The following is a 14,556-nucleotide window of genomic DNA, read 5'->3' as shown; positions in this document are numbered from 1 at the left end:
GCAGTACCCCCCAATTTAGGGGCACGGTATCAATACCGTCCACCAAATTCAAGAGTCCGCCATTGAGGGTCCCCCAATCGGGCGCTCTGTGGCGGTGTCAGTGCCGGGGGCGAGCCGATGCTCGCGTAGAAACCGACTCGGTTCCTCTCCCTGATCCTCGCGTGGGGGGTGGAGAGGAGCCCGGTAACTCAACCTGTTCTGGCTCTGCGAGGCTGGACTTCGTGAGTCTGGTACCCCCGACGGGACCCGAGCAAACCATGGCGAAGACGATCGCAACGGCTCTCCACGTCAACGCGTCGAAGGAGAAGAACATCAACACGAGGATGCCGAGGCAGAGACGAGAGAGCATGTCCCCCCGCTTCAAGCCGACGACGATGGCGATCACGAGAAGACCGAACCCCAAAATTCCCGAAACCGCGATCTCTCGTACGAACTGGTTGTCATATACCGGCACACTGTCGGCGGAACCGATGACGCCGTTCGTCAACAGCGTGTTTGCCAGCGCGCCGTTCCCGAAAAGAACATTGAACATGGGTTGTTGTGTCAGGAGGGAGCCCACAGAACCGATCACTCCCGAGCGGTGCACGTAGCTCGTGCTGTCAGCGAAGTCAGAGAAGCCGAAGAGCGCCACGACATTCACCGAAGCCGCAAAGATGAATGCGCCAAGAACGCCGAACAAGACGATGAGTGGGCGGGAGACCCGAGAACGCACCAGAATCCAGGCAATGATAGCGAGAATGACCGCCAACAGAGCGCTGCGGGTCCCCGAAAAGAGGAGGGCTCCGGCTGCAGCAACCACGGCAAACCAGTAGACCCGCTTTCGCTGTTCGACCGCTATCCACAGAGATGCCATCAGGCCGATCGCTGCGAGAGTGCCGTAAGGAATGGGGCCTGCCGTCGAGCCGAGAACGCGGCCGGGAAGGAACTCGGCGAAATGGTTGACGCGCGAGAGAATCCGGTCACTGCCGTCGGGCCTAGGCCACAACGCGGGATTGCCCAGGACCGCCTCGTTGAAGCCCAGGAAGAACTGGAACACAACTACGACCACCATCAACCTGGCCAGCATAGCGATCTTCTGATCGGTGATGAGGTTGTTGCAGAGCACGAGAAGGAGAAGCGAAAGCCCAGTGGCGAGCGCGAGTACTGTCGCAGGCCCAGAGGCGTTCACGGTGGCCATGATGGAGGAGTAGATGAAGTACAAGATCAGGGGAAGCTGGAGCCTCTGGCGCAGAAGTGCTGACCCGTTCCGGAGAATCGCTAGTGTCAGTGGCACGATCGTCACGACGAGAGCTGCCGCTTTGAGATCTGGAGCGGGACCGAATGACGGAACCAACACGGCCGAGATCGCTCCTGCCGTGACAGCAACCACCAGCGCCGTCGATCTTTTCGTCAGGAGAACAGCAATAAAGGCTATGAACCCAACGGCGATGATGACGATGAGCATGAACGCCCTCCCTTTGGCTTTCGGTCGATCAGTTCATCAACAGAGCTGGAGACGCGAGCAGAATGCGGGCACCCAGCGCGTCTGCGAGCGCCGCGGAAAACGTGGCGGTCAAGTGATGATTGTCACGATACATCAGGAGATTTCCATCGATGACTGGGCAGACGGTCGTGCTGCAGAGATACGGCGTCATATCGACGACCGTGGCGCCGACGTCTACGAGAGCCGCCTTCTCCTCGTCGGCGAGCGTGGAATTCAAGACCACGGCCGGCTCGGCATCACACCCGTCCGCGTCCGAAAGATGGGTGGAGAGGCAGACAGCCGGTGTGTCGGGGAAGGAAGGAGTGTCCGCCACCATCGTCACCGCACTGGAACCGGCGAGTTCGCCCGCCACTGATGCCAGACCCGCTGTCCATTGGTCGGCGAAGGAGCGAGAGCGATCTGCGACGGTTGCGCGGGCGTAATTGGAAAGCACGACGAGGGCGGGAGGATTCGCCTTCAGCTCAGCGACGACGCTCTCGCGCCACTTTTGGCAGGCGATATATTCATTGCCCTGATTCACAAGCCGGATGTCCACTGACGGGCAGGATGACTTGGTGTACGTCATGAGGCGAAAGTCATTCTCGGTTGCCCAGCTGTCGAGCGCGGGAAACCATTGGGCGGCGTGGGAGTCGCCGAAGAGGGCGATCGTTCTCGACGATTGCGTGTCGCCGAACACACAGTTCTGCACCTCGGTCTGCGTCTCGTCGAGATGACAGCCGTCGCTGTAGATGATGGGGTTGTCACCCGCCGCCTGGCGAAGTCCCGGGGCGAGGTTCCGTGGCACAAAGGTCGTCGCCACGGGTGGCGCGGAGGGAGCGGCAACGGCAACTGCTGTGTCGGTGTACAGCGGAATGAGGTTGGTTGCCCGTTGCCCAGCGAATGAACCCCCGACGATGACGAGCGAGGCAATCACCGTCACGATGAGTGTCGCTCTGGCCGGGCGTCGTGTCAGTGCTGGCAGCTTGCGCACTGGGTCTTCCACGAACCTGTAGAGCAGCCAAGCCAGAGGCACAGAGAGAGTTCCGAGAAGCCAGAATATCCAGACCGGTAGCTCAATTCCGACTCCGACGGCCTCCTGGGGCAGCACGAGCAGCGGCCAGTGGACGAGGTAGAGGGAGTACGAGATCAGGCCGAGCCACTGGAATGGGCGGACCTTCAGCAGCCACACGGCGCCGGAGGGGGTTCGCGACTCTCCGCCGATCAGCAGCAGCGCCGCGCCCAGAACGGGGACCGCCGCATTGAAGCCCGGGTAGAGGGTGTCCGAGTCGAAGACGAAGGCCGCGCTGACGATGATGGCGAGCCCGGCCCAGGAGAGCACGGCGCCCACGACCGGTTTCAGAGTGAGGCGGCCGCTCACCGACGCGAAGCCGATGATACCTCCGACGCCGAGCTCCCAGGCCCTGGTCGGCAGCAGGAAGAAGGCGAGCGGCTGCGAGCGTACGGTCAGCACGAGGCAGGCGGCGAAGGAGAGCACCACGATCGCGACCAGAACGATGAACAGGCTCCGTCGCGACTTTCGAACGATAAAGAAGGCCAGTGCGATCAGAGCCGGCCAGACGAGGTAGAACTGCTCCTCCACTCCGAGCGACCAGTAGTGCTGGAAGAGCGACGGCGTGCTCTCGGAGAGGTAGTTCGTGCCCTGCACGGCGAACAGGATGTTCGGCGCGTACAGTGCCGTCGCGATGGCGTCGTTGAACATGCCGCGAACGTCGAGCGGCGGGAGGAAGATCGCTCCGGCGACGGCTGTCAGAACGAGTACGACGAGCGACGCCGGGAGGATGCGGCGGGCGCGCCGTGCATAGAACTCCCCGAACCGGATGCGCTCCCCGCGGAAAAGCGGCGCGACGAGGTGGCTGGTGATGAGGAAACCGGACACGACGAAGAACACGTCGACCCCGATGTACCCTCCGGAGACCACTGAGACCTGCGCGTGATAGAGCACGACCAGCGTGACCGCGACAGCGCGGAGACCCTGGATATCGCTCCGGAACCCTCGCTTGACCACCGGCGTCGTGGCCGAGCTCACCGCTGCGTCCCCGAGGGCCCGCGCACGGCGCGGGCGGCAGCACCCGCGATCGCAGCCACGGAGGCGGCCATCGTGAGGCGCTGGGCGTTGCCGTAGACGTGGTCGCTGAGGCGCATCCGCAGCGCTTCGTCGGCGGCGAGGTCGACGAGCGCCCGGGTCCAGGCGGCGGTGTCTGAGGTCGGCAGCATGAAGCGCCGGCGCAGGTCGGGGTCGGTGATGAGCAGGGGAGCCGCGCCGAAGGTGTCGGCGAGCACGAGCGGGATGCCGCTCATCGCGGCCTCGACGGCGCTGCGGCCGAAGGCCTCCCGGTGGGAGGTGCCGACGTAGGCGAGGGCGCCCTCCCAGAGGGCGTCGGGCGTGGTCCAGCCGTCGACGGAGACGTTGGCGGGGGCCTCAGCGGCCAGCTGGTCGCGCAGGCGGCCGCTGCCGTACATGACGCCCTGCAGGTCGGTGCCGGCCAGGGCGGCCAGGAACAGCGACGGGTTCTTGTCCTGGTCGTAACGGGCCGCCCAGACGGCCGTGCGGCGCTCGCCGCGGCCATCCCAGAGCCGGGGGAGGGGCTGGATGCCCGCGGGCACGAGCTGCGCGCGGGAACCGAGCCCGACATCGGCGGCCAGCACGTCGGTGGTGACCCAGACGGCGGCCGCCCGTCGGAGGGCGGTGCGTTCGAGGGTCTTCCAGACGAGCGTCTTGCCGGTGCCCGACTCGCCGGCGGCCGGCCACGGCAGACCACGGATGTAGGCCACCCACGGCTTCGAGGTCTGCGCCATCGCCATGTCGCTCTGCGGGATGAGGCTCACCACGAGGTCGCTGTCGGCCACCAGGGGGTGCGTCGCGAACAGGGCACGGAGCTCCAGCGGGCCCTTGAGGCCGGCCGGGTTCACCTCGATCTCCGAGATCCACGGTTCGTCGGCGTCGGATGCCGGGGCCGAGCCCGAGGCGGAGGCGGCGACGCCGAGCAGCAGCGACCAGTCGTGGCCCTGCCGGCGGCCCTCGGCGACGATCTCCCGGGAGGAACGGTAGACGCCGCTGCGGGCGGTGAGCGGGGCGGCGACGAAGCAGATGCGGGGCCCTGAGGCGTCGGGGCGGGCGGTGGAGGCGGCGGGGTGCGAGCGCGCTCCGGCCACGCGGGCGAAGAACTGCGCGTGCTCCGTCGTGATCCCGGCGTCGGAGAGCAGGCCGGGGGTCTGGCGCGCGGCGTCGCCGAGGCGGGCGCGCAGGTCGGCGTCGCCCGCGACGGTGCGGAGGGCATCCGCGAGCCCCTCCCTGCTGCCCATCTCGAAGAGCAGGCCGTTCTCGCCCGGGGTGATCCACTCGGCGGGCCCTCCGGCGTTCACGGCGATGGTGGCGCGGCCGCTGGCCAGGTACTGCAGAACGTTCTGGCCGAGGGGTTCGGGGCGCATCGCGGTGTGCAGGCAGACCTGCCACGAGGCGATGAGGCCGGCGACGTCGTCGACGTGGCCGAGAAAGTCGACCCGGTCGGCGATGCCGAGTTCGACGACCAGGGCCCGCAGTTCTTCTTCGTAGAACTCGTTGCCGAAGGCGGCGCTGCCGGCCAGCTCGAGCCGCACGTCGCCGGTGGGAAAGGCGTCGGCGAAGGCGCGGACCAGCAGATCCTGCCCCTTCCACGGGTCGAGCCGGGCGACCATGCCGATACGGCGGAGTTCGGGCTCTGCCTCGGTCGGTGCAGTCGACACCGAGATGCCGGCTGCGCTCGCGATCACGGCGCGGTCGACGGATGCCCGGAGGTACGGCAGCGCCGACTCCAGCGTCGCCCGCGAGTTGGCGATGACCCCGTCTGCCCGCCGCAGTGCGACGCGGGTGAAGAGGCGGAACCCGATGCCGCCGAGGCTCTCGGCGTTCACGAGGTCGCGGAGGTGAACTACGAGCTTCTTGCGGGAGAGCAGCGAGGCGACGGCGGAGTAGACGGCCGCCCGCGAGGTGTTGGTGTGCACGACGTCGGCCGCCCGGAATTCGGGACTCAGCCGAATGGCGAGGGACTGACCAAGTGCTCTCAGAGCGAAGGTCAGTGTCGACCGGATTCCCGAGCCGGTGCTCGCTCCGCTGAGCTGGGGTGGGCCGACCTTCCGCACGCACACAGACGGAGAGGTCGCCAGCGGAGCATACAGACCAAGCCCTGCCCCGGTCGGCACGAACAACGTTGCTTCCCACGGGGGGCTCGGCTGGAGCATCCGGAACAGGGCGAACTCGGCGCCGCCCACCGAAGAAGTGTGATCGACGTGCAGAATGCGGAGCTGTCGACTCACGAGCCCACCCAGTCGGTCATTCCTTTGTGGAAAGCGGCTCTGGTGAACTGGTCGGCCTGTGCCTTGCAGGCGGCGGGGTCGATCGAGGCCACCCGGTCAACGGCTTCACGCATCTCTGTCTCCGTGAAGTTCGGCAAGAGGGCTCCCGTCACGCCGTCGACGACAGTCTCGGCTGCGCCGCCGAAGCTGCGGGCGATCACGGGAGTTCCCGTTGCCATCGCCTCGACCGGCATGATGCCGAAGTCTTCGATGGGTGGGAAGACGTACACGAGCGCACGCCGGTAGAGCTCGCGGAGCAGCGCGAGCGAGGGACGATCGACGAAGGTGACCTGCCCCGGGTGCTGATCGGCCAGGGCGCGGAGCTCGCCCATCGAGGGCCCGTTTCCCGCGAGCACCACATGCACGTCGGCGGCGACGCCCAGCTGGATCACGAGATCGAGCCGCTTGTACGGGATGAACCGCGACGCACCCATGACGAAGGTGTCGGGCAGGCTGTCGAGAATCTGCTGCTCACCCTCCGTCAGTTCGCCCGGTGCGTCGTCGGCGAAGGCGGCGATGTCGACCGGCGGATAGATGACGATACTGTCGCGGCCCCAGTCCCGCTTGATGCGCTCGCGCACGAATTCGCTGATCGCCGCGATCGACTTCGGCTCCTGAGCCCTCCGTCTGTCGAGTGCGCGGAGAGGGCGCGACACTGCGCGCGCACCGAAGGAGTTGCCGCGTACATCGGCATCGGGTTCCCAGATGTAGCGGGCCGGAGTGTAGGCGTAGACGTACTTCGGTGCATTCCGCGCCGGCCCCGAGAAGCGTGCGTGGTGTGCGAAGAGATGCGAACTCGACAGGATCCACTCCGCGTCGCTCGAACCCAGATGGCGCCAGACTTCGGGCATGATCGGCAGGGCGAGAGCCTTGTGGCGGCGAAGCGGCGTGCGTGCCAGCCAGGTCTCGGTCACCCGACTGGACTCGAAGCGCTGCGGCGCATCGTTCCAGAGGCATCGGATCGGGGAGTCGGGGTACAGAGCGGCGATTTCCTCCATGACCTTCTCTGCTCCGCCGAGCGGCTCCAGCCACTCGTGCACAATCACACCTGCCACGTTTTACACCCCATCCAGTAAGACATATGCGTCTCACGACCCATTGTGACCTATCAACGTTTCGGATTTATCACGCAAGACCCCCGAACGGGGGTGCAGGTCCCGGTTCATAAAATCGAAACACATTACTGGTAGAAATGATTCGCCCAGTGGGAGGTGATTCTGCTGGCGGGCTCGCTTGAAGGAGACGAATGAAATTATCGGTAATCGGCTGTGGCTACCTCGGGGCAGTCCACGCGGCTGCGATGGCCGAGTTGGGGCACGAGGTCGTCGGCATCGATGTCGACCCGAACAAGGTGGCCACACTGGCCGCCGGTGAAGCTCCCTTCTTCGAGCCCGGTCTTCCCGAGATTCTCGCGAGCGGCATCGCCTCCGGGCGTCTGTCGTTCTCGACCGACATGGCCGATGTCGTCGGCGCGAAGGTGCATTTCGTCGCGGTCGGCACCCCGCAGCGCAAGGGCGAGAACGCCGCCGACCTGACCTACGTCGACGCAGCGATCGATTCGCTCATCCCCTACCTCTCTGACGGCGACCTCGTCGCGGGCAAGTCGACCGTGCCGGTCGGCACCGCCGCCCGCCTCGCCGAGAAGGTGGCGGCCGGCTCCGGTGCGCACCTGGCCTGGAACCCGGAGTTCCTGCGTGAGGGCTTCGCCGTCGAAGACACCATCAGCCCCGACCGCCTGGTCTACGGGCTGCCGGGCGGCGACGCATTCGAGGTCGCCAAGAGCGCGCTCGACGAGGTCTACGAGGTCGCCCTCTCGCGCGACACCCCTCTCGTGGTCACCGACTACGCGACCGCCGAGCTGGTGAAGGTCTCGGCGAACGCGTTCCTCGCCACCAAGATCTCGTTCATCAACGCCATGGCCGAGATCGCCGAGACCACCGGCGCAGATGTCACGCAGCTGGCGGATGCCATCGGTTTCGACGCCCGCATCGGCCGCCGGTTCCTGAACGCCGGCGTCGGCTTCGGCGGCGGCTGCCTGCCGAAGGACATCCGTGCCTTCACCGCCCGCGCAGAGGAGCTGGGCCGCGGCGAGTCCGTCGCCTTCCTCAAAGAGGTCGACTCGATCAACCTGCGTCGCCGCCAGAAGGTCGTCGACCTCGTCGTCGAGTCGTTCGACGGCCAGATCTTCGGCAAGAAGGTCGCCGTGCTCGGCCTGGCCTTCAAGCCCGATTCCGACGACATCCGCGATTCCCCGGCACTGGATGTCGCGGCCCGCCTCAAGGGGCTGGGCGCCGAGGTCATCGCCACCGACCCCGAGGCGATCGCCAACGCGAAGCGCACCCACCCCCAGCTCGACTTCACGACCGACATCGACGAGGCCCTGACCGGAGCCGACGCGGTGGTCGTCGTGACCGAGTGGAAGGTGTTCCGCGAGCTCGACCCGGCGCGGGTCGCCGGCCTCGTGGCGCGCCCCTACGTCATCGACGGTCGCAACTGCCTGGTGCCCTCGGACTGGCGCGACGCCGGGTGGACCTACCAGGGGCTCGGCCGCCCCTAGCCGTAATAAGCTGGGAGGGTGACTGACTCCCCGAAACCCGTTGACGTCGTACTGATCGGTGGCGGCATCATGAGCGCCACTCTGGGTGCGCTGCTGAAGCTGCTGCAACCCGAGTGGACCATCGCCGTCTACGAGAAGCTCGGGCACGTCGCTCTCGAGAGCTCGAACCCGTGGAACAACGCGGGCACCGGGCACGCAGCGCTCTGCGAGCTGAACTACATGCCGCAGGCCGCCGACGGGTCTGTCGAGACGTCGAAGGCCGTGGCCATCAACGAGCAGTTCCAGGTGAGCCGGCAGCTCTGGTCGTTCCTGATCGAGCAGGGCGTCATCGACGACCCCGAGACGTTCATCAACCCGACGCCGCACATGACCTTCGTCAAGGGCGACGACAATGTGGAGTACCTGCGGAAGCGCTACGAGGCCCTGCTGCACGAGCCGCTCTTCGCCGGTATCGAGTACAGTGACGACCCCCGGGTCATCTACGGCTGGTCGCCGCTGCTGATGCGCGACCGCACCAAAGGCGAGAAGATCGCCGCGACCCGCGTGCCGGCCGGCACCGACGTCGACTTCGGTTCGCTCACCAAGCAGCTCTTCGACTTCATCACGAAGAACGGCGCGACGCTGAACACCGAGCACAAGGTCACCGGGCTCAAGAAGCAGAAAGACGGCACCTGGAAGGTGTCGATGAAGCACCTCGTCGGCGGTACGCCGTCGATCGTGAACGCCCGCTTCGTGTTCGTCGGCGCCGGTGGCGGCGCCCTGAACCTGCTGCAGAAGGCCGGCATCCCCGAGATCAAGGGGTTCGGCGGCTTCCCCATCAGCGGTGAGTTCCTCCGCACCGACAACCCGGCCGTCGTGCGGGAGCACCAGGCCAAGGTCTACGGCAAGGCCTCGGTCGGCGCACCGCCCATGTCGGTTCCGCACCTCGACAAGCGCGTCGTCGACGGGGAGGGCTCGCTGCTCTTCGGCCCCTACGCCGGGTTCAGTCCGAAGTTCCTGAAGTCGGGCTCCTGGCTCGACCTGCCCCGCTCGATCCGTTTGCACAACATCGGGCCGATGCTGGCTGTCGCCCGCGACAACCTCGACCTGATGAAGTACCTCATCGGCGAGGTGTTCGCCAGCCGCGCCAAGAAGATGGAGGCGCTGAAGGAGTTCATGCCCACCGCAGACCCGAAGGACTGGTACCTCATCACGGCCGGCCAGCGGGTGCAGGTCATGAAGAAAGACGCCAAGAAGGGCGGCGTGCTGCAGTTCGGCACCGAGGTCATCACCGCGGCAGACGGCAGCATCGCGGGTCTGCTCGGGGCGTCACCGGGTGCGTCGACCGCTGTTCCGATCATGCTCGACCTCATCGAGCGCTGCTTCCCGGCGGAGTACGCCGGCTGGGTGCCCCAGCTGAAGAAGATGATCCCGTCGCTCGGTACGCAGCTGAACACCTCCCCGGCGAAGGCCAAGAAGGAGATCCAGGCCACCGCGAAGGTGCTCAACATCGCCAGCTGACCGCCTCAGTCCGCGCGCTCAGTCCAGCCGCTCAGTCCGCCCGCTCGTGGGCCTCGACCAGTTCGAGGTCGACGAGTTCGGCGAGGAAGAGCAGTACGGAAGGCTCGATCTCCGAGGCGTCTGAGTCGGACTCTGAGGCGACCTCGGCGACGACCGTGCGAGCCTCCCGCCGGTCTGCCGTCAGGTGCCGCCAAACCAGCATGCCGCCACCGGTGAGCCGGAACGGTGTGCAGTGGGGCGCATCCATCGCCAGAACGACGACGCCGTCTGCAGACTCGAGTTCGGCGACGTTCTCGCGGCGTCGCACCGTCGTTCGATCCCCGAGCGGCCGGGTCACGGGCGTTCCACCCGCGCGCTCCGAAGGGCGCGCACCGTGCGGGGCAGCTCCCCGAGGCCAGAACGCCATCGACCCGTCCAGCCGAGAACGAGGCCCCGGATGCCCGGCGGGAGGTCGGGGTGCAGCCGACGCAGTTCGGCCGAACCCGGCAGCACCGCCCGTTGCACCACTCGCACCCGTTCGATGCCGCGCGCGCGTCGCGCCTCCATCAGCCAGGCGCTGACATTGCCGCGGGTCTCGGCCTTCAGCCGCCAGAGCTGCAGTTCGCGGCTCGGAGCCGGATCGGCGGCAACCGCCACCCCGAGCATCCTTAGGAAGGGAGCCGCCGTCTGGGTCGCGCCGAGCTCGCGTGCGCGCCGCAGCAGGGTCTCTCCCGTGGCGACCGGAACGACCCGCCGGGTCGCCGCGGAGAGGGCCGCCAGATCGTCGACCCGTGAGCTGTCCCTGCCGAGGGGGCGGCGCAGGGAGTGCAGCGCCAGAATGAGGGCCATGCTCTCGGCGCTCGGGGCCGTCACTTCAGCACCCGCGAGCGTCGAGTGGATGCGGCTGTTCCAGAGAGTGTCGAAGACCTGCCCGCTGTCGGCGAGAAAGCCCGGCCAGAACGCGTGCACATCGAGGTCGATCGGCCAGTCGTCGTTGATCAGCGACACCGAGTGCGCCTCGACGAGCTGCGGCACGGTACCCTGCGGGCGCTCGTGCCAGCCGAACGGTGCGAGAGCGTCGACGAACTCCGCGACCCTGCCCGGCTCGACGAGGATGTCGGCGTCGGCCGAGACCCTCTCCCTGCGCAATCCGAGGTGCGCGGCGACCGGCCCCTTGACGAGCAGCGCACGGATTCCGGCCACGCGCGCCCGATGGCAGAGCCAGGCCGATGCGAGGTCGACAGCGTCTCTGGTGCTGAGCAGCTGGGCGGATGCCGGGTGCGGGGCGCTCATGCTCGCAGGCGATCGCTGCCCTCGGAGTCGACAGCCCAGCCCGCGAAGTTGTGCACGATCTGCGCCGTGGCCAGGCTGATCTTCTGCGCGACGGCCTCGTGAACCTGCGGGTCCCGGCGGTACGGGTCGGCGATGTCGTCGTCGGCCTGCAGGCGGGCGCGGCTCCGCAGTCGCGCGTAGCTCCGCGTGCGATCGCGGAGCATGCCGGCGATCTCCGGCGCTCGCTCCGGAAGGCCCGATGCGGCGAGCTGGGCGGCGACGGAAGCGAAGTCGCTGTTCGATTCCGGCAGGTCGACGGCGTCGAGGGCCAGCAGCTTCGCGAACTCGACCAGGGTGAAGGTGCGCTGCAGGATGCGCGGGTAGCGCTGCACGACGTCGTCGCGCTGGGCACGGGTCATGGTCAGAACGAGGTCTGCCGGGTTCACGATCGCCGACCGCAGCTGGCGTGCGCGGAAGTCGTCGGGGCGCCCGCGGTACCGGCGGGACTGCTCGGCCGCCGTCGCATCCATCGCGGAGCCCACGAGGGCGCCCAGCCCGCCGCTGGAGACGGTGACCGCCGCGTACAGGCCCGCCTCGCCGAGGCGGGAACGCATCAACTGTTCGGCGAGCGGCGAGCGGCAGATGTTGCCCTCGCACACCATGACGATGCCGAACGCCGCGGGGTCGGCGCCCCGCGTGCCCGGACTGCCGGGGGTTGTCGTCTCGCTCATGGCCGGCTCGCGCTCAGCGGAGCGGAGTCGTCGGGGCGACCGGCGCCTCGGCGACCTCCGGCTCGGTGACCACGCGCTCGGCCCGTACCGCGCGGCGCGCCTTCTCCCGGGGCACGTCGGCGTACTCCGGAACGACGTGCGGGGCGGCGGTGCCCTCGGCGTTGGCCTCAGAGGAGTAGTAGTCGCCCTTGTACTGGTACCCGTAGTAGCCGCTGCTCGATCCCTTGCGCGGCACCCGGTTCAGAATCACCCCGAGAGCCCGCCCGTTCACCTTCGCGATGTTCTGCAACGACTTGCCGAGGGCGTCGATCGAGGTCTTGCCCACAGAGGCCACGATGAGGGCCCCGTCGGTGCGGGCGGTCAGAATGGCGGCGTCGGTGACGGGGATGAGCGGCGGAGCGTCGATCAGCACGATGGCGTCGCGGGCGAGTTCGTTCAGGAGTGACTGCATCGCCATCGACCCGAGCAGTTCGCTGGGGTTCGGCGGAATGACGCCCGCTCCCATCACGGCGAGCCGCCCGGAGTCTCCCCAGGGCTGCAGCACGTCTTCGATCTCGGCCCGGCCGACCAGCACGTCGGTGAGGCCCACGCCGGGGAGGAGGTCGAACGACTTGGCCACGGTGGGTCGGCGGAGGTCGCCGTCGACGACGACGACGCGCTGGCCGGAGGCGGCGATGGTGGTGGCGAGGTTGGCCGTGATGGTCGACTTGCCGTCACCGGCGAGAGAACTCGTGACGACGATGATGCGGGGCGGGTTGTCGACGTTCATGAACTGCAGGTTGGTGCGGAGCTCGCGCATCGCCTCGGAGACGGCGTCGTCGTCGGTGCGCCGGCCGACGTAGTTCGACGTGGAGCTCTGCTCGACCAGACGGTTCGTGTCGGTGAAGTTGCGGTCGAAGGGCACGGTTCCGACGACGGGCAGCCCGAACTCCTTCTCCACAGCGGTGACGGAACGGATGCGGCGGTCGAGGGTGTGCCTGACGACGGCGTAGGCGATGCCGAGGCCGAGGCCGAAGAGCAGGCCGATCAGAATGGCGAGCCGGGTGTTGGGCGAGGTGGGCGAGGTGGGCAGAACGGCGGAGTCCAAGGTCTGCAGGGTGACGATCGAGGGGCCGGCTGCCGCCGTTCCCGTCGCAGCGCCTGCCGACGCGTTCTCCAGCGCATTGACCTGCTCGGTCATGCCGTCGACCCAGGTCTCGGCGAGGTCACGTGCCTTGGTGGGCGTCGACCCCTGCGCCGAGATCTGCAGCACGGCGGTGTCTTCGGGATTGACGACAGTGATGCTCGAGATGAGCGATTCCGGCGACGACGTGAGCCCCAGCTTGTCGATCGCGTAGTTGGCGACCGCCCGGGATTTGGCCACGTTGAGGTACGACTTCACCCGCGACTTCGCGTAGTTGTCACCCACGAGCGCGGAGCCGAGGTCGGTGCTCACGCCCGTGGTGAGGATTCCGCTCGCATCGGCCGTGTACACGCGCGGCTGCACGATCGACCAGCCCGACGCGACGCCCGCCCCGAGCGCAATGAAGACGATGATGCCGATCCAGTGGTTCCTGAGAATCCGAAGGTACGCCGACAGCTCCACAGTGCCCCCTGCTCGCGTGCTTGATGTTTTCGCGATCGTAACATGTGCCGCCTTCGGGGGTCTTCCGGGTCATCTGAATGGATGTCCTATGCTTTTGCTACCCCGGGCCGGCCCAGCGGCAGGAGGAAGAGGTAGCGTGGCACCCGCAAAACCCCGTCGCATCCGCATCCATGTCGTGCACGAGAGCAGGATGCTCGCCGAAGCGATCAGCGTGAAGCTGAAGACCCTGCTTCCCGGCGCGTCCGTCGACGGTTGGACGAAGTCGTGGCACGTCTACAACAACCGCGACCAGAGCGTGGCCGACGTCGTGCTGCTCGACAACGAACTGAGCAACGGAACACCGACCGCGGCCAAAGTCGCCACCCTCGCCCCCCACGGCACGGGCATCGTGGTGATCGGTGCGACCACCTACGCGCCGGCCATCCGCCGCGTGCTGGCCGCGGGCGCCCACGCCTACGTTCTGCAGAGCGATCCCTCGGAGAGCGTCGCTGCCGCCGTTGCCGGAGCCTCCCGGGGCGACGTGACGCTCTCCGATTCCGTGGTGGAACTGCTCGACGAGGGCCGCACGCCCGAGGTGCCCGCCCTGACGCTCCGGGAACTGGAGATCGTCAGCGCCTATCTGTCGGGTTCCGGCGCCTCCGTGCCCGAGACGGCTGCCCGGTTCGGGCTCTCAGCCGAGACGGTGCGAACGCACATCGCCCACGTGCGCCGCAAGTATTCGCTCGACGGGGAGACGGTGACGAAGATGGAGCTCAGGCGCCGGCTGATCCGAGACGGCTGGATACTGACGTGATCCCCGCGTCGCCGGAGAAGAGCTCACGGGGAACGTCGGAGACGATCGAGATGGGAACACCGGGTGTGACCAGCAGATCGAAGGTCTGCGGGGTGCCGTCGTCGAGTTCGCAGAGGAACGGTACCCACTCGGTGCGGCCCTCGGAGACGATCCGCTGGATCATCTCCTTCAGGTAGGTGATCTCGTTCGGATCGCTGACGACGATCTCGTTCGAGCCGAACTGCAGTACTGACGTCATTCGGGTATGCCTCCAAGGGGGTCCCTTCCACGCTACTCCCGACCCCGAGTCGGGAACACCTCCCGGAGTGGGGGGCTTGTCCGCTC

Annotated in this window: 12 protein-coding genes; 3 read left to right on the top strand and 9 right to left on the bottom strand. The window is 67.3% G+C overall.

Going from position 1 to position 14,556, the window contains the following annotated elements; all coding sequences use genetic code 11:
- Window positions 1-97: 97 nt before the first annotated feature.
- The 4 genes from C5B96_RS09700 to C5B96_RS09685 are packed head-to-tail and all read right to left on the bottom strand — an operon-like array spanning window position 98 to window position 6,870.
- On the bottom strand, window positions 98-1,444 hold the full coding sequence (locus tag C5B96_RS09700) for a hypothetical protein (protein WP_104245161.1): 1,347 nt from the start codon (window positions 1,442-1,444) through the stop codon (window positions 98-100).
- 28 nt (window positions 1,445-1,472) lie between these two features.
- Window positions 1,473-3,488 carry an acyltransferase family protein gene (locus C5B96_RS09695; RefSeq protein WP_233189110.1) on the bottom strand — a complete coding sequence of 672 codons (2,016 nt, stop codon included), beginning with the start codon at window positions 3,486-3,488 and terminating at the stop codon, window positions 1,473-1,475.
- Between the two features lie 17 nt (window positions 3,489-3,505).
- Window positions 3,506-5,731: a glycosyltransferase gene (locus C5B96_RS09690; RefSeq protein ID WP_104245159.1), complete on the bottom strand. Its 2,226-nt coding sequence runs from the start codon at window positions 5,729-5,731 to the stop codon at window positions 3,506-3,508.
- Window positions 5,732-5,772: 41 nt separating this feature from the next.
- Window positions 5,773-6,870 (bottom strand): glycosyltransferase, encoded by a 1,098-nt coding sequence (locus tag C5B96_RS09685; protein WP_146078140.1) that lies wholly within the window; start codon window positions 6,868-6,870, stop codon window positions 5,773-5,775.
- Window positions 6,871-7,061: 191 nt separating this feature from the next.
- Here C5B96_RS09685 and C5B96_RS09680 point away from each other — a divergent pair, with 191 nt between their 5' ends.
- Window positions 7,062-8,372: a UDP-glucose/GDP-mannose dehydrogenase family protein gene (locus C5B96_RS09680; RefSeq protein WP_104245157.1), complete on the top strand. Its 1,311-nt coding sequence runs from the start codon at window positions 7,062-7,064 to the stop codon at window positions 8,370-8,372.
- A gap of 18 nt (window positions 8,373-8,390) precedes the next feature.
- Window positions 8,391-9,872 (top strand): malate:quinone oxidoreductase, encoded by a 1,482-nt coding sequence (locus C5B96_RS09675; RefSeq protein WP_104245156.1) that lies wholly within the window; start codon window positions 8,391-8,393, stop codon window positions 9,870-9,872.
- A 31-nt stretch (window positions 9,873-9,903) separates the two neighbouring features.
- On the opposite strand, the gene C5B96_RS09670 is transcribed toward C5B96_RS09675, so the two are convergent.
- The 4 genes from C5B96_RS09670 to C5B96_RS09655 are packed head-to-tail and all read right to left on the bottom strand — an operon-like array spanning window position 9,904 to window position 13,439.
- The gene (locus C5B96_RS09670) at window positions 9,904-10,209 is read right to left on the bottom strand and encodes a PqqD family peptide modification chaperone (RefSeq protein WP_104245155.1); all 306 of its coding nucleotides are present in this window, start codon (window positions 10,207-10,209) and stop codon (window positions 9,904-9,906) included.
- Entirely contained in the window at window positions 10,206-11,144 is a 939-nt protein-coding gene (locus tag C5B96_RS09665) for a nucleotidyltransferase family protein (RefSeq protein WP_104245154.1), read from the bottom strand. The genes C5B96_RS09670 and C5B96_RS09665 overlap by 4 nt, the downstream gene beginning before the upstream one ends.
- Window positions 11,141-11,854, bottom strand: a complete 714-nt coding sequence (locus C5B96_RS09660) for a hypothetical protein (protein WP_104245153.1) — start codon at window positions 11,852-11,854, stop codon at window positions 11,141-11,143. The genes C5B96_RS09665 and C5B96_RS09660 overlap by 4 nt, the downstream gene beginning before the upstream one ends.
- Before the next feature lie 13 nt (window positions 11,855-11,867).
- Window positions 11,868-13,439, bottom strand: a complete 1,572-nt coding sequence (locus tag C5B96_RS09655) for a polysaccharide biosynthesis tyrosine autokinase (RefSeq protein WP_104245152.1) — start codon at window positions 13,437-13,439, stop codon at window positions 11,868-11,870.
- A 136-nt stretch (window positions 13,440-13,575) separates the two neighbouring features.
- Between C5B96_RS09655 and C5B96_RS09650 the strand changes: the two genes are divergently transcribed.
- A complete protein-coding gene (locus tag C5B96_RS09650) occupies window positions 13,576-14,232 on the top strand; it encodes a response regulator transcription factor (protein ID WP_146078139.1) in 657 nt (218 codons plus the stop codon).
- On the opposite strand, the gene C5B96_RS09645 is transcribed toward C5B96_RS09650, so the two are convergent.
- On the bottom strand, window positions 14,192-14,470 hold the full coding sequence (locus tag C5B96_RS09645; protein WP_104245150.1) for a hypothetical protein: 279 nt from the start codon (window positions 14,468-14,470) through the stop codon (window positions 14,192-14,194). The genes C5B96_RS09650 and C5B96_RS09645 overlap by 41 nt on opposite strands.
- Window positions 14,471-14,556: the final 86 nt, after the last annotated feature.

The organism is Subtercola sp. Z020 (assembly GCF_002931235.1).
Lineage (GTDB): Bacteria > Actinomycetota > Actinomycetes > Actinomycetales > Microbacteriaceae > Subtercola.
This window is presented reverse-complemented; position numbering and strand designations above follow the sequence as displayed.

Excerpts from the sequence above, each read along its gene's own strand:
- C5B96_RS09700 (WP_104245161.1), bottom strand. The coding sequence starts at position 1,444 with ATGCTCATCGTCATCATCGCCGTTGGGTTCATAGCCTTTATTGCTGTT.
- C5B96_RS09680 (WP_104245157.1), top strand. The coding sequence starts at position 7,062 with ATGAAATTATCGGTAATCGGCTGTGGCTACCTCGGGGCAGTCCACGCG.
- C5B96_RS09665 (WP_104245154.1), bottom strand. The coding sequence starts at position 11,144 with ATGAGCGCCCCGCACCCGGCATCCGCCCAGCTGCTCAGCACCAGAGAC.
- C5B96_RS09660 (WP_104245153.1), bottom strand. The coding sequence starts at position 11,854 with ATGAGCGAGACGACAACCCCCGGCAGTCCGGGCACGCGGGGCGCCGAC.
- C5B96_RS09645 (WP_104245150.1), bottom strand. The coding sequence starts at position 14,470 with ATGACGTCAGTACTGCAGTTCGGCTCGAACGAGATCGTCGTCAGCGAT.